Raw genomic sequence first — 18,806 nt, forward strand, 5'->3', positions numbered from 1 at the left:
CCACGCTAGCTTGACACTGACAGAAAAGACAGTACTGACGCATGAAACTGAGATGTAACATTTGACGCGGGTTTTCATAGATCGTCGAAAAAACTTTTTCGCAATCCCGTGCTGGACAAGGCAAAAACACTATGCGATAATAGTGTGGGAACCTGTGGGGGGGGGCGAAATCTTTATGACTCAGGACTCGGAGCTGTTAGCTGGACGGATATTTACCAAGCAAGAGTTGGAAGATATCAAGTACATCGTACGCCGGTTCAAGCACTTAACCCGAACAGAGTTGGCACATACCATCTGTGAGGGGCTTGAATGGTTCGCTCCTAACGGAAAGTATAAGCGAGATGCCTGTATGGCATTGCTTGAGAAGTTGGAAGCCAAGGGTGAGATTGTTCTTCCGGCAAAGCGGAAGACGGTCGTTCGTAATCCTTATGTTCCTTTCGCGCAAAGTGATGAACTTCAGGAGCAAGCAGTTCTTTCCGGCACTGTATCTCAATATGCCCCAATCGCTTTGGAACCCGTTCAAGACCAAGCCGATGTTCGCCTTTGGAACAGTTTCATTGAACGTTACCACATGCTGGGCTACAAACGCCCGTTTGGCGCCCATCAGCGCTACTTTATCTGGTCAAGCGCCGAACCGAAGCGTCGGCTCGGATGTCTGCTGTTTTCTGCGTCGGCATGGGCCTTGGCTGAACGCGACAACTGGATTGGCTGGAGCAGGGAAGACCGCAGCCAGCGTTTGCATCTGGTCGTGAACAATACTCGGTTTCTCATCTTTCCATGGGTGAAGATCAAGAACCTGGCGAGCAAAGCGCTGGCGATAGCATCATGCCAAATCGTCGTCGATTGGCAGGAGCGATACGGCTATGCACCCGTACTGCTGGAGACATTCGTGGACACGGCGCATTACGCAGGGACGTGTTACCGGGCGGCCAATTGGATCGATCTTGGTCTTACCGCCGGACGGGGGCGCATGGACCGAACACACGAGCATGCGCTAAGCCGGAAACGCATCTTTGTCTATCCGCTGCGGCGGGATTTTCGAGCGCAGCTGTGTTCGCTGCCCGTATCCGGGGGTGAGCGGGATGAGTAAACCGGTGTCCGCAGCCCAGTTACGCCGCAAAGCCAAAAGAAGAAGCCAGAAGATGCTCCGAGTCCGTCAGCAGAAGCAGGGCATAGCCATGCCGCGTAAAGCAACGCTTCCGAATCGCAACAGCATATGGAAGACGCCGGAAGAGGAAAAGGCGGGAAGACAGCAGGCGGTGGAGGGAACCCTGAACGTATTCCGGCAACTGCTGCCGGGGCTGCTGCATGACCTGGGGAAGATCGAGGATCCGCGCCATCCCAACAAAGTCAAGCACAAGCTCACCGTGCTGATGCTGTACGGGATACTGGCGTTTGTGTTTCAATATGCGTCGCGGCGGGAAGCCGGACGCGAGATGAGCCGTCCTGTGCTGTACGAGAATCTAAAGGCGTTGTTTCCCGAACTGGAAAGTTTGCCGCATCACGATACGCTGTGCCGGTTGCTGGAGCGGATCGAAGTACAGGAGATTGAGCAGGCGCACCTGAAGCTGCTTCGGCGGCTCATCCGAAGCAAAAAGTTTCGAAACGATCTGGTGAAGAAACGATATCTGATCGCGGTAGACGGCACACAAAAATTGGTGACGCAAACGTGTTTGTCCGAAGAGCAACTGCACCGGAAACCGGGCGGCAAAGAAGAGCCGGAATACTATGTGTATCTGCTGGAAGCGAAGCTGGTGTTTCCCAGCGGGTTGGTGTTGCCGCTGATGAGCGAATTTCTGGATAACACGGTCGATGAAGGGAGCAGCAAACAGGATTGTGAATTAAAGGCGTTTTACCGGCTGGCGGCACGACTGAAAGCGGCGTTTCCCCGCTTGCCCGTGACGCTTCTGCTGGATGGCTTGTATGCCAACGGTCCGGTGATGGCGCTTTGCCGCAAAAACCGGTGGGAATTTATGATCGTGCTGCAGAACGATTCGCTGCTGAGCGTATGGAAGGAAGCACATGCGCTCATGAAGCTCCATCCGGAGCAGACCGTCACCCGCACTTGGAAGGGGAGAGCCCAGACATTCCGGTATACGAATGACATCGAATACGTTTATGGCTCCAATGAACGGTTGAAGCAGACCGTACACGTCGTCGTCTGTGAAGAAACGTGGGAAGAAGCAGATGAGCAGGCCAAGATCGTCACGAAAACCTCCCGCCATGCCTGGCTTTCCAGCGAACCGCTCCATGAGCGCAACCTGCATGTGCGTTGCAACGTGATGGCCCGGAGCCGCTGGGGACTGGAGAACGACATCCTGCAAGAGAAACGGCAAGGGTACCAGTACGAGCATGTTTTCGCCTATGATTGGAACGCGATGAGAGGATACCACTACCTTATGCATCTGGCCCATTTGATGAATGAACTGGCCGGACTGGTTGAAGTTGTGGCGGCATTAACTTCTCAGTTCGGCATTCGCGGATTTCTTCGGCTGCTGCGGGAAACGATTGCGAGTCCGTGGTTAGACCTCGTACGGATGCGGGAACTTCAGGAACAGAAGAGGTACCTGCGTTTTGCTTCATGACCTGCAAATGTGCATAAAGAATCCAAGAGTGCGACGCAACACGTCTGTCCATTATAAGGAAAAAAAGTACGCTCAAAGAAGAAAGTACATCACGAGAAGGTGGTGATGCAGCCGTACAGCCGGATATTTTCCGGAAAAGTTCATAGGATACCCCGTAAAAACGGCATTTTAGCCATTCGCAAGACCTACAAACATTTTCATGCGTCAGCTGTGCAGAAAAGATTGGCTGCTTGCACACCCACGTCCAATTTGATATACTACTATGGTGCGAGTTTACTCTCGCTCCTTGCTCCTGAACGGAATACGTATTGGGGGCCAAAGTCCAAGAGGAGGTGAATCAGAATGCGCAAATACGAAGTGATGTACATTATTCGTCCTGACGTTGAACAAGAAGCTGTTCAAGCTACAGTCGAAAAATTCCAAGGCATCATCCAAAACGGTGGTGAAATTACCAAACATGAAGTTTTGGGCAAACGCCGGCTTGCGTATGAGATTAACAAGGTTCGTGATGGAATTTACGTTCTCGTGAATTTCACCGCTGCTCCAGAAGTTGTTGCTGAGCTGGAACGCATCTTGAAGATTTCCGACGAGGTTATCCGTTATCTCATTACGAAAGACGTAGCCTAATTCAAGTTTGAGTAACCATTGCCCGAAGGAGGGGATTTGATTGTTGAACCGTGTCATTCTCATCGGACGTCTTACCCGGGATCCGGAGCTACGATATACGCCAGCTGGCGTAGCGGTAACTCAGTTTACGCTTGCTGTGGACAGACCGTTCACCTCGCAAGGGGGCGAACGTGAGGCGGATTTCATCCCGGTTGTCACCTGGAGACAGCTTGCCGAAACTTGCGCTAACTATTTGCGTAAAGGGCGGTTAACGGCTGTTGAAGGACGTATTCAAGTACGGAACTACGAAAATAACGAAGGCAAGCGTGTATACGTAACCGAAGTTATTGCCGATAATGTCCGTTTCTTGGAATCGAACCGCGAGGGCGGTGCAGGTGGCGGCGGTACGCGGGAAGAGTCACCGTTCGGAGGCGGCAGCAGCCGTGGCGGCGGATTCTCGCGCAGCAATCAGAACGATCCTTTCTCCGACGACGGGAAACCGATCGATATATCGGATGACGATTTGCCATTTTAACAACGGAAAGGACTGAAAAGCATGAGCTTCAAGCAAAGAGAAGGCGGAGACGACAAAAGACCGGCTCGCCGCGGCGGCCGCAACAAACGTCGTAAAGTGTGCTACTTCACTGTGAATAAAATTACTCACATTGACTATAAAGATACGGAGCTGTTGAAGAAATTCATCAGCGAACGCGGCAAAATTTTGCCTCGCCGTGTAACTGGCACTAGCGCGAAATACCAACGCCTTTTGACGATCGCGATCAAACGCTCCCGTCAAATCGCATTGCTTCCATACACAACGGAATAAGCGTGATCAGTTAGAACAACAACCGAACCCTGAGGTTCGGTTGTTTTTTTGTTTCGATGCAAAAGGACGTAAGTCATAGAACTTCGCTTACGACAAATCCAAGTAAACCTATTTAGAATAGAGTCGATTTATGACGAGAAAGATAGAACAAACTCGAAAAATATTAACATCAACGGTACAGCACAAGTAAGAAAAATTAACGTTCAACTTTTTGTAAACGCTTCATATTAATTATTTCTATAAAATACTAGTAAATTAGGGTTAATTAGGAGCCAACAATCGACTAAAAAAATTATTGACGTAAGATATTTTCACATGTATTATGATCAATAATTGAAATTTTATTTTCCTCAATAATTTGGGATTGCAAGTTTCTTATTTAACCACTGGTTTATATTGCAGCTTTGACGCTTTAATTTATCAAGGGCTTTTTTCCTAATAAGCATTAAACAAGAAACCAGAGGTAGTAAGTCATAGCAATCTCATAGGAGGCCGCTTGAGCGGAACTCAAGATGAATGCTTGTGTAATGTAAAGAGGACTTAAAACTATTGCACGGCTAATATTAGGGGGGATTTACGAAGAAAATGCTGTAGGGATATGACAATAAATCTTACCTTTTGAGTTACATATTAAACTCTCGGAGATGACTAGTTACCGGGTTTACTTCAAAGTGTCTGCATAATACCAGCTTCCTAATTCCTAGAAAGTATTAAGAGGAGGAGTAAAAATGAGAAAAACTTGGTGGGGGTTTATGGTACTGGTGCTGGTGTTCTCAATGGCACTTACTGCATGCGGAGGCGGGAACAATACCGCTGAACCGGCAACAACAAACAACACGGAGAACAACACAAATACAACAACGGAAGAAACGGCGGAACCTACAACACCGACTGAAAGTGATACCTCAGATGGATATATTGAAGCAGCTGACGTGTCACTGAATCCACCGGCTGCAGCAAATCGCTCCGATACGATGATTATTGGAATGACGGACCCCAAAGGAGTATTCAACCCGTTATTTATGGAAACGGCTTATGATTATTATGTGAACTACACATTGTTCGATTCCTTTATTGAGGTGAAAACGGACGGTACCTATCAGAATAGTCTGGCCGATAAGGTGGACATATCCGAAGATGGACTGAAATATACCTATCATTTGAAACCTGGTGTTACGTTTACAGACGGCACACCGATGACAGTTAAGGACTATTATTTTACTCTCAAATTGTATATGGATAAAAGCTATGATGGCCAATCTGATCCGCTCAGCTGGAATATCGTTGGTGCGAAGGAATATAACGAAGGCAAAGCCAAAGAAATTTCCGGAGTGAAGATCATTGATGATCAAACCATCGAAATCAGCTTAACTGAATATACGGCACTAACGCCTGTTGAGCTTGGCGGGATATATATATTACCTGAACATTACTATGGTAAGGATTATACGCAAGGCAAACTCGATGGTGTAAAAAAATTGAACGATAAACCGCTAGGCAGCGGACAATATAAGCTTGTAAGTTATAGCCCAGGTCAAGAAGTTGTGTTTGAAGCTAATGAAAATTATTTCCGCGGCGCCCCGAAAGTAAAAAACCTGATTTTTAAAACGACGACCGAAACGACAAATATGCCGATGCTCCAGCAAGGAGAAACGGATATGGAAGAAGGTTTTACCGTAACTGAAGATAACGTTGAGGCTTTGAAGGCCATGGGCTTCGTGGATATTAGCTTACTTCCGAATAACGGTTACGGATATATCGCTTTTAATCACAAGCTTCCTAAATTCCAGGATGTGAAAGTACGTCAAGCACTCGTTTATGGCTTGAACCGGAAAGAAATCGTTGCCGGGATCTATGGACCTTACGCTGACGTTATCAATATTCCGCAATCCAGTGTATCCTGGTCTTATACGACAGAAAATATCGAGACTTATGATTTTGATCTTGAGAAAGCAAAACAATTGCTCGATGAAGCAGGTTGGAAGTTGAATGATAAAGGTCTACGCGAGAAGGATGGAGAGGTCTTCAAAATCAATTTCTCGGCAACGGCGGACAATCCAGTCGTTGAAGCTTTGCTTCCGATCATGACACAAAATTATAAAGAACTAGGCATCGAAATCTCAGCCGAAACATTGGATTTCAATGCAATCATGGATAAATCGAATACTGGTGATTTTGAAATGTACTTTGCTGCATGGGGATTGACGACAGACCCAGACAATACGGTATATATCACCGATGGTTCGCAAAACGATTACGGTTACTCCAATAAAAAAGTCGACGAGTTGATGGCGAAGGGCAAGAAAACGCTTGATATTGAAGAGCGAAAGAAAATCTATAAAGAAATGTATCAAGAATTAAATAAGGATGTCCCTGTAATCCTGATGTACCAAAGAAAAAATATGCTTGCAATCAATGGTCGTCTCGATGGATTTGATGTTTCCCCATATAAAGACTTCCCTTTCAGCTTGTACCAAGTACAAGTTGCTCAATAATTCTGAATGAAGTCAAATCAGCGGATGTACCCGTCCATTAGGCCGGGTATATCCGCATCCATTAACAGGGGGAAGACCGATGAGAACATACATTATTCGAAGACTGTTGCAAATGATCCCCACACTGATCGGTATTTCTATCATCGTTTATGCCATATCCGCCATGATCCCGGGTGATTATATCACCGCCTTGAACAACCCCAATATGACGGATGAAAGGGCGGCTCAATTAAGAGCTATTTATGGTTTGGACCAACCGGAGTACTTACGTTACTTTACTTGGGTTAAGAATATGTTGGTTGGCAATATGGGGGATTCATTTCAACATAAGAAGCCTGTGATGGAGGTTATAAATGAATATGTATGGAATTCGTTCATTATTGCCTTCGCCAGTTTAGTTCTAAGCTGGACCATTGCCGTGTTTACCGGGGTGTTCTCAGCAAAATTTCAGTACTCGTTTTTTGATAAACTAATTACTTTAATAGTCTTTTTTTGTATGTCACTTCCTTCTTTTTTTGTTGGGCTCCTATTAATTCGTATTTTTGCTCTAACTTTAGGGTGGTTCCCTGTCGGGGGAATGGTAACCTCTGGTTCTAAAGCAGGTGGTTGGGATCATATCGTGGATGTGCTAAAACACGGATTCCTTCCTGTAATGGTGTTGACGATGCTAAGTACAGGGAGTTTAACACGATATTTTCGCACTAGCATGCTTGAAGTCATCCGCCAGGATTATATTAGAACCGCACGTGCCAAAGGGTTAAAGGAAAGAACGGTCATTTTTAAACATGCGTTGCGTAATGCAATGATTCCAGCCATCACGTTATTGGGCTTTGAGTTGCCTGCTTTATTCGGCGGTGCGATCATCACTGAGCAAATTTTTGTTTGGCCTGGGATCGGGCATATTTATTTAAATTCCATTAGTATGAGGGACTACCCGTTTATGCTCGGGTTTACGATATTGTTAGCCGTTTTGACTTTGCTAGGGAACTTACTGTCAGACGTCCTATATGGCTTGGCTGATCCGCGGATTCGCTTGAAGTAGGAGGAGATTAATTGGCCATGGAAATTGCTACTATGACAAAAAAACCAGCAGCATCGGCCATGGTACCGGAATCGCCTTGGCGGATGGCGGTGCGGCGCTTTAGTCGCAATAAGCTGGCTTTAGGCGGGCTCGTGATCCTGGTAATGATGTTCTTGATTTGTTTTATAGGTCCGTTATTTTCACCTTATAACTTATATGATTATTCTTTAGTTGATAAAAATCTGCCCCCGTCGTCAACTCATTGGTTTGGAACAGATAAACTGGGGCGCGATATTTTACTTAGAGTCATGCTGGCGGGAAGGATCTCCCTCCTAGTGGGAATCGTTGCGACAGTCATCACCGTCATCATTGGAGGTATCCTCGGCGCTGTGGCGGGTTTTTACCGAAAGAAAATAGACACCGTAATTATGCGGATTGCTGACATTTTTATGTCTTTACCTACGCTGCCGATATTGATCATACTTGGTGCTGTGATGTCAGACTTAAAGGTACCCCCGCCATCACGGATCTATTATTTGATGTTTATTATCGGCCTTCTGAGTTGGACAACACTGGCTCGGCTGGTTCGGGGCCAAATTCTGTCTTTACGTGAGCAGGAATTTATGTTGGCTACGGAAGCCTTGGGTCTCCGGGATCACCGTAAAATATTCCGTCATCTTCTACCGAACACAATTCCGATTATTATCGTAACAGCGACGTTAAGCGTAGCTAGTGCCATTTTGTATGAATCGTCGCTGAGCTTTCTCGGTCTTGGGGTCATACCGCCCACACCGTCTTGGGGTAACTTGATTTCGGATGCAAATAATTTAATTGACTTTCGCAAGCGTCCATGGCTCTGGATTCCGCCAGGAATGTGCATTTTGATCACAACTGTAGCGATCAACCTCATCGGTGACGGGTTGCGCGATGCCCTTGACCCCAAGATGAAGAGATAACAGGAACATTATACAAGGAGATGCGAATATGGCTAAAGATCTTGTACAGTTCCGCAATCTTGAGACCCATTTTCATACATCGGCTGGTATCGTTAAAGCCGTTGATCAAGTTAGCTTTTCCATTCGCGAAGGGGAAACGGTGGGCGTAGTAGGAGAATCAGGTTGCGGGAAAAGCGTGACGGCAATGTCACTTATGCGATTGATTGAAGGGCCCCATGGTGTGATTGCTGGCGGGGAAATTATATATGAAGGTAAAGACTTATTAAAACTGAGCAAAAGGGAAATGAGGCGAATCCGAGGGAAGGAAATATCAATTATATTCCAAGAACCGATGTCATCCTTAAACCCGGTGTTAACGATAGGAGACCAGATTACTGAGCCTCTGATGTTACATCTCCTTCTTGACCGCAAGGAAGCAAAGAAACGCGCCATCGAACTAATTGAGCTTGTTGGAATTCCACGAGCGGAGCAAATCTTTGATTCATATCCGCATGAACTAAGCGGTGGGATGCGGCAGCGTATAATGATTGCGATTGCACTTAGCTGCAACCCGAAGTTATTGATTGCTGACGAACCTACTACGGCGCTCGATGTAACGATTCAGGCGCAAATTCTCGATTTAATGCGCGAAATTAAACAGAAGTTAGGAACCGCCATTATGCTGATTACACATGATCTCGGTGTTGTCGCGGAGATGGCCGATTATGTGGTTGTAATGTACGCGGGTAAAGTCATTGAAGAGGCCCCGGTTTTAGAGCTATTTAAGGATCCACGGCATCCTTACACTAAAGGATTGTTGAAGGCCAAACCGGTTCTTGGACAATCCAAAGAAAGATTATATTCGATTCCTGGTCAAGTGCCCAACCCGATTGAGCTGGGTGATAATTGCCACTTTCATGAACGTTGCGAGTTTTGTATGGAAATCTGCAAACAGCAACAGCCACCATTCCGTGCCGACGGTGATAATAGACATAAGACCGCTTGTTGGCTTTATGAGGAAGAGAGGGAAGTCTGATGAGCACATTGATTGAAGTTGAACGGCTGAAAAAATATTTCCCCATCACAGGTGGTGTTTTTCAACGAACGGTTGGCTACGTAAAAGCCGTGGATGATGTCTCTTTCCAAATTGAACGTGGTGAATCCTTTGGGCTGGTTGGTGAATCAGGCTGTGGAAAAAGCACGATTGGACGGACACTGTTGCGTCTTAATGACAAGACAAGTGGTCGAGTTATGTATCAAGGCCAGGAGATTTACGAGCTAACCAGAGATGAACTTCGTAAATTAAGGCCGAAAATGCAAATCGTTTTCCAAGATCCTTTCAGTTCCTTGAACCCGAGGATAAAGGTTGGTGAGGCAATTGGTGAGGCATTATTCGATCATGGGTTGACCGATCGCCGAGAAGTAAAGAAACGTGTCCTAGAAACAATGGAAATTTGCGGATTGGCCAGCTATCATTACGACCGATATCCGCATGAATTTTCCGGTGGCCAGCGTCAACGGATCGGAATTGCCCGTGCGCTCATTATGGAGCCGGAGTTTATCGTGGCAGACGAGCCAGTATCCGCACTGGATGTATCGATACAAGCACAAATCATCAATTTATTAAGCGATTTGCGGAAAGAGAAGCAAATTACTTACTTGTTTATTTCGCATGATCTGAGTGTGGTTGAACATTTGTGTAACCGCGTTGGTGTCATGTACCTAGGTTCTATGGTAGAACAAGCTAGTACACAGGAGTTGTTCCAAAATCCGCTGCATCCTTATACGAAGGCGCTGATTTCTGCCATTCCGATTCCGGATCCGACGCTGAAACGAGAGCGTATTGTCCTTCAAGGCGATATTCCAAGCCCAGCTAATCCACCTTCCGGCTGTAAATTCCACACGCGTTGTCCAATTGCATCGGATGTTTGCAAACAGAAGGTGCCGGAGTATCGGGATATGGGAGGGAACCATTTCGTCGCTTGTCATCTAGTATAAATGGAAGTAATAGTCGATTTAAATCAAGTAACGTACATGGGGTAGTTACTTTAGGTGACATGATGACTCATTTATTGGGATCCTTAAAGTTATAAGACAACATTTGTTGTATTATATTTCATTCTTTTATATGAAAGGAGGGTCAACATGAAAAAAATTATTGTATTCGCTCTTGCATCACTCCTATTTGCACTTACCACTATAACTATTAATACAACATCTGTTTTTGCCCAAATTGATCATCACAGCGATAAATGAATTGAATGTATATAAAATACTCATGTTTTTTGGGTGGTCCTACTCATATAAGAGAGCGGGGCCTTTTTTTTCTGAAATAAAAACTTGGAATATGATATACATACTATTCAATATTGGAAATAGATAAAATTTAGCATTGTTGTACCCGATTTCCCCGATGTGTTATAGTACAAAGCGGTAGAGTTGTTTTGAAGAATGAAAGATAAGTTAAGCAAGAATGAGCAAAAACGTAGTGATATGGCAGATAGAGAAGGAAATCAACCAGAATGGCGATGGAGGCGTAAAAAACATGATCGAACGTCGTAGCAGGCAGAAGATGAAATCGAAGAATAAACGCAAGAAGATCGCGTGGATTGTACTCATAGTTCTGTTGGTGGCGGGGGCCGGGGGATATTTGTTCCGCAAGCCGCTTGCCGTGATGGCCTTTGACTTGTTCCTGTCAGGCAAAGTCGAGGAGACGTTGGAACGCTCTTATTCCCCGCTGGAAGGGGAAGAGACCCGTCCGGTGGAGCCGGCGGAAGAGAAGATGAAGCCGTTCAGCACCCTGCTGCTGGGCGTGGATCAACGGAATAACGAGCCTGCCCGTTCCGATACGATGATCTATGCGGTGGTGCGCCCGGAGGATGCCAAGGTGTTGTTGATTTCTATTCCGCGCGATACCTACACCGAGATCGTTGGCAAGGGTGATGAAGACAAGATTAATCATGCGTATGCTTTTGGCGGGGAGAAGATGGCTAAGGATACGGTGGAGAATTTCATCGGCTATCCGGTTGATTACTATGCGGCTGTTAACTTCCAAGGGGTGCGTGACATTGTGGACGCGCTGGGCGGCGTAGAGCTGCCGATTACCAAGGATATCGTGAATAAACAAGCGGATCATGAGAAGTTTACGATTAAGGCGAATAAACCGTTGTACGACGGTACGGAGGCGCTCAACTTCGTACGTTACCGCGAAGACAGTGATTTTAACCGAACGAAACGGCATCAGGTGTTTCTGAATGCCATGGTTAATCGGATGTTAAAGCTGAACCAAGTGACAAAAATCCCTGAATTAATCAACCTGATGGGTGATAATTTTAAGACCGACCTGCCGCCTAGCCAAATTATCGAATTGTCCAAGAAGGTCCTGTTGGGAGATGCTTCTCCGCAAATTAGCGGCTTTACGATTATGGGCGAAGGCATGCGGATCAATGGGGTTTATTATGATAAAGCGAATGAAGAGGATGTCGATTTCGCCAAAGAGATGATCGACAACTGGCTAAACCCGGATACGGAGGCATCCGATTTGATTCTCCCGGAATCCCGTGATGCGGAGAAGGCGGATACGGAGCAAAACGGCGATCAAGGAACGGCGGCAAACACGAGCAAGAATGAGTGATCGTGGGGCATCATACCTTAGATTATAGTGTTAATATACCCTGATTTCAGACCTCGGCAGTCCGGTGTTCCGGCTGCCGCTTTCATGCCGCCGGCTCTGGAACAACTTCGGTTTCGAAACGTATCCATTAGGGGAGTCTGAATGAAAGGATGAGGAGGATTTCGTTCTCATGAATATAGCGTTTTTTCTACTTCCGAAAAATGACGTGGTCACCATGACGCTGGATTCCACGTTACGGCAGACGCTGGAGCGCATGGAGTATCACCGTTATACGGCCGTGCCAATCATCGATCACGATGGGGTGTACGTCGGTACGGTAACGGAAGGCGATTTGTTATGGCACATGAAAAATTCGAACGGCAAGATTAATTTTGAGACCGCTTCAAAGTTTCTCCTGAAGGACGTGCCGCTGAAGATGGACATCAAGCCGGTGCGGATTGATGCCGATATGGAGGATTTGATTAATCTTGCGAAGGTGCAGAACTTCGTACCGGTCGTCGATGACCGGTGCCGGTTTATTGGGATCGTGCGGCGCAGTCAGATCATCGAATATTGCGAGAAGTTCGTGACCCGCAATACGGCACAAACCCAATAAATCCTAAAGGTTTGCGTCTTTTGTGGCGTTTGCTATATGCTATAATGAAGAATAAAGCTTTTTTCGGGGAGGGTCGAAGCTGTCCGCGATGCAAAGGGAAATGGATGTAGCCAAACGTGCCAAAGTGATTGAATGGCTCAAAACGGAAGTAGTCGATCACGTATCCCGTTTGTTTAAAGCATTATGGGAAGGCAGCACGACACGGGTAACGGACAGTCTTGCCAGCCTGATCGTCAGCAGTTATATTTTGGGGCGGAGACTAGGTGTTTCCTATCGGGATATGGATGACAGCATCTTGGAGAAACTGAGAAAACATAAGCAGGAGGGTCACCAGCTCGAGGATTGGTATCAAGATATTTCTACCCTGGAAGAACATATGTCTAAGAGGTGAACCCATTTGAAGTTACGCTGGACATCGGTGGCCTGGAGCGCCGCATATTTGCTGCTTCTGTTGTCACTTGCAACTCCGCTGACCGTGATCACGATGTTTTTTCTGATCGTGCCGGGCATTTTGCTGTATACGACCTTGTCAACAAGAGTGTTTCTTGTGCACGTGGCGGCGGTCTGGCTGGCGGTTGCGTTGATCTTCGGCCCGCTGATCTTGCTGCAGGCCGTCTATTTTATCATTCCTTCGATCGTGATGGGCTATTTATATAAGAAAAGAAGCCCGGCGTTCCGCACGGTCATGGCGGGAGCCGGCACCATTTTGCTGGAATTTTTGCTGGTTCTGCTGATCAGCACAGTCTTCTTCGACTTTAATCTGGCTAACGCGATTGAGGACCTGGTGAATGCGGCCATGGCTCCGTTCACGAATGTCGCCGATAGCTCGCTGACCGGCACCATTGTCTGGTCGCCGGAGATGAGCCAGCAATTCTCCAGCCTGACGGTGCGGATGATTCCCTTTACGATGATCGTCTGCTCGTTGCTTATGGCTGCGGTAGCCCATGCGATCTCCCGGCCTACGTTGTCCAGCTTGGGTCATGCGGTGCCGAAGCTGCCGCCGATCCGCGATTGGCGGCTGCCGCGTTCGCTGATTTGGTACTATTTGATCGGCGTGTTGCTGCAGTGGTTTGGCGGAGACGCGGTAAGCCAAGGATTCCTGGGCACGATTGTGCTGAATCTGATGCCGCTGCTGCAATTTCTCTTTATGGTGCAAACGGCAAGCTTCTTCTTCTTTGCCGCCTATCATCGCAAGTGGAATCCGGTGATTCCGATTCTGCTCATTGTAGCGCTGTTGTTTATTCCGCCGCTTCGAATCGTGGGGATTTTGGACATTGCATTCCCGCTGCGGGATATGATTACGAGACCAAGACGATAGGGTGAGAAGGCATGCCAAATGTTTTGCAAAAACGTTGGTACGGTTACCAGACCGTATGGATGTTCATGCTTCAGTTGCTGCTCGTCATCTTCGTCTCCTACTTCAACTGGATCTTGGGGCTGGTGAGCTTATGCCTCGTGGGTGTGCTGACCTACAGCATGCTGCGGGCGGAGCGGCAGTTCCGCCAAGAGCTGATTCGATACGTGACCGATTTAAACTACCGGATCAAGCGGGTGGAAGGTGAGGCGATCAGTAAGCTTCCGTTTGGTTTGATCCTGTACAGCGAAGAACGGACGGTCGAATGGCATAATCATTTCGTGGCTGGCATGTACGGCAAAGATTCCGTCGTGGGCCAGCCGCTGTCCGAGCTGCTGCCGCAGCTCCCCTTACCAAGCCGCGATAAGAAGGATGGGGCGGGCGCTCGGACGACGGTCGAAGTGATGGTTGGGGATCGTTACTATGAGCTTACCATCGATGCGAACGAGCGGATTATTTATCTCCATGACATGACGGAGCTGGCGGTGCTGCGCAGACGGTATGAAGACGAACGGGCCGCGCTGGGCATCGTGCTGCTGGACAATCTGGATGAAGCCACCCAGGGCATGGACGACCAGCAGCGGACCGCCTTGATCGCCCGCGTGGCGACGGCGATTACGGAATGGGCCAAACAGTACCGCGTGTACCTGCGGCGACTGTCCTCCGAGCGATATCTGATGATTCTGAATCAGAAATCGCTGGACGAACTCGAGCAGAGCCGGTTCGTCATTCTGGACGAGGTCCGCGAAATGACCGCGGACCTGAAGGTGCCGATTACGCTCAGCATCGGCCTCGCTTTTGGCGCCGAGCGCTTCAGTGAGCTGGGCGAACTCGCCCAGTCCAGCTTGGATATGGCGCTCGGCCGCGGGGGCGACCAGGCCGCTGTCAAAGCCGGTCAGCGGCTCTCTTTCTATGGCGGCAAATCCGGCGCCATAGAGAAGCGGACGCGCGTCCGCGCCCGCGTCATCGCGCATGCTTTGCGCGATTTGATGCAGGAGAGCGACCGCGTCATCATCATGGGCCATCGCGTACCGGACCTCGACGTGATTGGCGCCTCCATCGGCGTGCTGAAGGCCGCCGATATGTACAAGGTCGAGGCCCACATTGTACTGGATGGCCCGAACCCGGCGATTGAGCGCCTGATGGAGCGCATCGGCAAAGAAGAGACCTTGCTCCGGCGGTTTATTTCGCCGGAGCAAGCCATGCATTTGATGACCGAGCACACGCTGCTCGTACTTGTCGATACGCATAAGGCTTCCATGACGATGGAGCCTCGGCTTGTGGAAGAAGCAAGCCGCGTCGTCATCGTGGACCACCACCGCCGCGGCGAGGAATTTGTAACCGACGCGGTGCTCGTCTACCTGGAGCCTTATGCTTCCTCAGCCTGCGAGCTCGTCACCGAGCTGCTGCAGTACATTCACGAGAAGGTGGAGCTGAGCCCTCTGGAAGCGACGACGCTGCTCGCAGGCATCACCGTCGATACGAAGCATTTCGCGCTTCATACCGGCTCGCGGACGTTTGAGGCCGCAGCGTTCCTCCGCCGAAATGGAGCGGACACGGTGATGGTGCAGCGATTGTTGAAGGAAGACTTGCAGGAGTACATCGCCAAGGCCGATATCATCAAGCATGCCCGAATGATACATGGGCATATCGCTTTGGCGGTGACGGAGCCGAATCGCAAAATTCCACAGATGTTAATTGCTCAAGTCGCGGATACGCTGCTGAATATGACCGGCGTCCTGGCGTCCTTTGTCATCAGCGAGCGGCCGGACGGTTTAATTGGCATCAGCGCCCGGTCGCTGGGGAGCATGAACGTGCAGGTGGTCATGGAGCGGCTGGGCGGCGGCGGACATTTAACGAATGCAGCTGTTCAATTGGAAGGCACCCAGGCGGAAGCAGAGAAGAAACTGCTCGCCGTACTGGATGAAATAGAGAAGGAAGAGGGGTTGTTCGAATGAAAGTGATCTTCTTGCAAGATGTCAAAGGTCAAGGGAAAAAGGGAGAAATCAAAAACGTCTCCGAAGGGTATGCGCAAAACTTCCTGATTCCGCGCGGGTTGGTGCGTCCGGCCACCGAAGGGAATGTGAAGACGTTGGAGCAGCAAACAGCAGCGGAGCAGAAGCGGAAGCAGAAGGAGAAGGAAGAGGCCATCGAACTCGGCAAGAAGCTGGAGGAGATGACCGTGCAGCTGAAAGCGAAAGCCGGAGAAGGCGGCCGCTTGTTTGGTGCGATTACGAGCAAGCAGGTTGCCGAAGCGCTGGAGAAAGCCGGCGTGAAGCTGGATAAACGCAAAATTGAAATGCATGACCCGATCCGGACGCTGGGCGTAACACAAGTGCCGGTGAAGCTGCATCCCGAAGTGAAGTCGACGTTGAAGGTTCAAGTGACGGAGGAATAAGATGAGCGGCGATCTGTTTTTTGACCGGATCCCCCCGCAAAATCTAGAAGCAGAGCAGGCGGTACTCGGGGCAGTGCTGCTGCAATCGGAGGCACTTATTACCGCGATGGAGCGGGTGCGGACCGAGGATTTTTACGATAAGCCTCATCAATTAATCTTTGAAGCGATGGTTCAACTCGGCGAGGAAGGCAAGCCGATCGACCTCGTGACGTTAACCGCCAAGCTGAAGGACCGCGGTGAGCTGGAGGAAATCGGAGGCGTCAGCTATTTGGCCAAGCTGGCCCATGCCGTGCCGACGGCGGCCAACGTGGATTATTACGCGCGGATCATCGAAGAGAAATCGATGCTGCGGCGCTTAATTCGTACGGCTACGCAAATCGTCAGCGACGGTTATGCCGGCGGCGAAGATGTGGCCGACATGCTGAGCGATGCCGAGCGACGTATTCTGGAGATCTCCAACCGCCGTTCGGGCAGCGGGTTTATCCCGATTCGCGATGTGCTGATGGAAGTGTTCGAGCGCGTTGAGACGCTGCATCAGAACCGCGGGACAACCACCGGGATTCCTTCCGGGTTCGTTGATTTGGACCGCATGACGGCGGGCTTCCAGCGCAGTGACTTGATTATCGTTGCGGCGCGCCCTTCCGTAGGTAAAACGGCGTTTGCCTTGAACATTGCCCAGAATGTCGCCGTACGCGCGAAAGAAACCGTGGCCATCTTCAGTCTGGAGATGTCCGCAGCTCAGTTGGTGCAGCGGATGATCTGCGCCGAAGCGAACCTCGACGCCAGCGTGATGCGGACCGGGGATTTCAAGAGCGATGATGATTGGGCAAAGCTAACGATGGGCATTGCCGCCTTGTCGGAAGCGGAGATTTATATCGACGATACCCCGGGGGTGACCGTGGCCGATATCCGGGCGAAATGCCGCCGCCTCAAGAAGGAACGCGGCCTAGGCATGATCGTGATCGACTACCTGCAGCTGATCCAAGGCCGGGGCAAGCCCGGCGAGAACCGGCAGCAGGAGGTCTCGGAAATCTCCCGGACGCTTAAGCAGATCGGGCGGGAGCTCGAAGTGCCGGTAATCGCCTTGTCCCAGTTAAGCCGGGGCGTCGAGCAGCGGCAGGACAAGCGTCCGATGATGTCTGACCTTCGGGAATCGGGTTCCATCGAGCAGGACGCGGATATCGTGGCGTTTTTATACCGGGACGATTATTACAACCAAGAGACAGAAAAGAAGAACATCATCGAGATCATCATTGCCAAACAGCGGAACGGTCCGGTTGGGACCGTTGAGTTGGTGTTCTTGAAGAACTTTAACAAGTTCGCCAATTATGAGCGGGCGCATGCGGATGCGTTCGCTGGCTAGCTTTAGCTGAATACAGGAATTAAGGACTGACGATATGCGTCAGTCCTTTTTTAACATTATAGAATTTATAACATTATCGGGTAGTGGCAGGGCTTTCGCCTCGTTGTTGTTTTTGGTAAGGTGAGGATATGGAGACGAACGTGCTAAAACGAATCTTCTTTGATGAACATGGACATTGGGATCGGTTTGTTGCGAAGCTTAAGGGCAAGCTTCGTCCTCATGTGCTAAAAGAAGTGGAGAAGTTTCGCAAATGCGGCGATCCCCGAAACGGTTTTAAGCTGCTGGTCTGTGAAGGATGCCACGACTTGCGGCTTGTTCCGTATCGGTGCAAGGGAAGATTCTGTACGACCTGTTCGTGCGGAGAGACGGAAGAATGGGCGCGGCTTCTGGAACAAGACGTATTCTAGGTGAACCATCGCCACGTCGTCTTCACGATCGATGAACGGTTCTGCTGGCGCTGAATGCCTCCATTGAAGCGGCACGGGTCGGTGAATTGGGCCGCGGCTTTGCCGTGGTCGCCGGCGAAGTCCGCAAGCTGGCCGAACAATCGGCTGTAGCCGCCTCGTCGATTACCGAACTGGTCGCCGGGACGCAGGAAAATAGCCGGCTCGTTATCGAAAGCATCGGCGAAGGCAGCCGGGCGATCGAAGAGGGCCAGGAATGGATGAGCAAGACGCATCAAAATTTCCGGCGTGACGCAGGAGCAGGCTGCTTCTTCTGAGGAAGTCGCTGCAGCGTCCGAACAACAAAGCGCAGCCATGCAGGAAATCGCGGGGGCGATTCGTCAGCTCTCGGCATTGTCTGAGAATTTGCAGCAGGCCGTGGCGATCTTTAAATTATAAGCAAGATTCGTGTTTCGTTTAGCTATTGAGGTGCCATTGCCAATCCGGGCTTCGCTTGGATTCGGCGAGGCATCCTCTTTTTTTGGAAACAGTAATTCCGAACATTTGTAAAATTAAATAGAAACATCGTTCGCTTTTCAATTTGACTTTAA

Annotated in this window: 19 protein-coding genes; all 19 read left to right on the forward strand. The window is 49.2% G+C overall.

Annotation, left to right across the window (positions count from 1 at the left end; all coding sequences use genetic code 11):
- Nucleotides 1–175 precede the first annotated feature (175 nt).
- The 19 genes from ACL02P_RS18145 (at nucleotide 176) to ACL02P_RS18235 (ending at nucleotide 18,533) form a co-directional block, all read left to right on the forward strand.
- The gene (locus ACL02P_RS18145) at nucleotides 176–1,090 is read left to right on the forward strand and encodes a DUF4338 domain-containing protein (protein WP_412836711.1); all 915 of its coding nucleotides are present in this window, start codon (nucleotides 176–178) and stop codon (nucleotides 1,088–1,090) included.
- Entirely contained in the window at nucleotides 1,083–2,585 is a 1,503-nt protein-coding gene (locus tag ACL02P_RS18150; protein WP_412836758.1) for a transposase family protein, read from the forward strand. Before ACL02P_RS18145 ends, ACL02P_RS18150 begins: the two co-directional genes overlap by 8 nt.
- A 342-nt stretch (nucleotides 2,586–2,927) precedes the next feature.
- Complete coding sequence (gene rpsF, locus ACL02P_RS18155; RefSeq protein WP_009223358.1) at nucleotides 2,928–3,212, forward strand: 30S ribosomal protein S6; 285 nt, start codon at nucleotides 2,928–2,930, stop codon at nucleotides 3,210–3,212.
- Between the two features lie 40 nt (nucleotides 3,213–3,252).
- A complete protein-coding gene (gene ssb / locus ACL02P_RS18160) occupies nucleotides 3,253–3,726 on the forward strand; it encodes a single-stranded DNA-binding protein (RefSeq protein ID WP_009223359.1) in 474 nt (157 codons plus the stop codon).
- A gap of 21 nt (nucleotides 3,727–3,747) precedes the next feature.
- Nucleotides 3,748–4,017, forward strand: coding sequence for a 30S ribosomal protein S18 (gene rpsR / locus ACL02P_RS18165; protein ID WP_009223360.1), 270 nt, complete (start codon nucleotides 3,748–3,750; stop codon nucleotides 4,015–4,017).
- 728 nt (nucleotides 4,018–4,745) lie between these two features.
- Nucleotides 4,746–6,512: an ABC transporter substrate-binding protein gene (locus ACL02P_RS18170; RefSeq protein WP_412837820.1), complete on the forward strand. Its 1,767-nt coding sequence runs from the start codon at nucleotides 4,746–4,748 to the stop codon at nucleotides 6,510–6,512.
- Between the two features lie 79 nt (nucleotides 6,513–6,591).
- Nucleotides 6,592–7,554: an ABC transporter permease gene (locus tag ACL02P_RS18175; protein WP_412837821.1), complete on the forward strand. Its 963-nt coding sequence runs from the start codon at nucleotides 6,592–6,594 to the stop codon at nucleotides 7,552–7,554.
- Nucleotides 7,555–7,571: 17 nt separating this feature from the next.
- Nucleotides 7,572–8,489: an oligopeptide ABC transporter permease gene (gene opp4C / locus ACL02P_RS18180; RefSeq protein WP_412838261.1), complete on the forward strand. Its 918-nt coding sequence runs from the start codon at nucleotides 7,572–7,574 to the stop codon at nucleotides 8,487–8,489.
- A 28-nt stretch (nucleotides 8,490–8,517) separates the two neighbouring features.
- The gene (locus ACL02P_RS18185) at nucleotides 8,518–9,504 is read left to right on the forward strand and encodes an ABC transporter ATP-binding protein (RefSeq protein ID WP_412837822.1); all 987 of its coding nucleotides are present in this window, start codon (nucleotides 8,518–8,520) and stop codon (nucleotides 9,502–9,504) included.
- Nucleotides 9,504–10,466 (forward strand): ABC transporter ATP-binding protein, encoded by a 963-nt coding sequence (locus tag ACL02P_RS18190; RefSeq protein ID WP_412837823.1) that lies wholly within the window; start codon nucleotides 9,504–9,506, stop codon nucleotides 10,464–10,466. Before ACL02P_RS18185 ends, ACL02P_RS18190 begins: the two co-directional genes overlap by 1 nt.
- 547 nt (nucleotides 10,467–11,013) lie before the next feature.
- Complete coding sequence (locus ACL02P_RS18195; RefSeq protein ID WP_412837824.1) at nucleotides 11,014–12,102, forward strand: LCP family protein; 1,089 nt, start codon at nucleotides 11,014–11,016, stop codon at nucleotides 12,100–12,102.
- Between the two features lie 169 nt (nucleotides 12,103–12,271).
- Nucleotides 12,272–12,697: a CBS domain-containing protein gene (locus ACL02P_RS18200; RefSeq protein WP_009223367.1), complete on the forward strand. Its 426-nt coding sequence runs from the start codon at nucleotides 12,272–12,274 to the stop codon at nucleotides 12,695–12,697.
- Between the two features lie 88 nt (nucleotides 12,698–12,785).
- Nucleotides 12,786–13,088 carry a MazG-like family protein gene (locus ACL02P_RS18205; RefSeq protein ID WP_028539295.1) on the forward strand — a complete coding sequence of 101 codons (303 nt, stop codon included), beginning with the start codon at nucleotides 12,786–12,788 and terminating at the stop codon, nucleotides 13,086–13,088.
- A gap of 6 nt (nucleotides 13,089–13,094) precedes the next feature.
- Entirely contained in the window at nucleotides 13,095–14,015 is a 921-nt protein-coding gene (locus ACL02P_RS18210; RefSeq protein WP_009223369.1) for a DUF2232 domain-containing protein, read from the forward strand.
- Between the two features lie 11 nt (nucleotides 14,016–14,026).
- A complete protein-coding gene (locus ACL02P_RS18215) occupies nucleotides 14,027–16,009 on the forward strand; it encodes a DHH family phosphoesterase (RefSeq protein WP_412837825.1) in 1,983 nt (660 codons plus the stop codon).
- Entirely contained in the window at nucleotides 16,006–16,449 is a 444-nt protein-coding gene (rplI, locus tag ACL02P_RS18220; protein WP_009223371.1) for a 50S ribosomal protein L9, read from the forward strand. Before ACL02P_RS18215 ends, rplI begins: the two co-directional genes overlap by 4 nt.
- A gap of 1 nt (nucleotide 16,450) precedes the next feature.
- Nucleotides 16,451–17,812: a replicative DNA helicase gene (gene dnaB, locus ACL02P_RS18225; protein ID WP_009223372.1), complete on the forward strand. Its 1,362-nt coding sequence runs from the start codon at nucleotides 16,451–16,453 to the stop codon at nucleotides 17,810–17,812.
- 140 nt (nucleotides 17,813–17,952) lie between these two features.
- Nucleotides 17,953–18,219: a transposase zinc-binding domain-containing protein gene (locus ACL02P_RS18230; RefSeq protein ID WP_412837826.1), complete on the forward strand. Its 267-nt coding sequence runs from the start codon at nucleotides 17,953–17,955 to the stop codon at nucleotides 18,217–18,219.
- An 86-nt stretch (nucleotides 18,220–18,305) separates the two neighbouring features.
- Nucleotides 18,306–18,533: a methyl-accepting chemotaxis protein gene (locus tag ACL02P_RS18235; protein ID WP_412837827.1), complete on the forward strand. Its 228-nt coding sequence runs from the start codon at nucleotides 18,306–18,308 to the stop codon at nucleotides 18,531–18,533.
- The last annotated feature ends 273 nt before the right edge of the window (nucleotides 18,534–18,806 follow it).

This window comes from Paenibacillus sp. MB22_1 (assembly GCF_047200555.1).
Taxonomy (GTDB): Bacteria; Bacillota; Bacilli; order Paenibacillales; family Paenibacillaceae; genus Fontibacillus; species Fontibacillus phoenicis.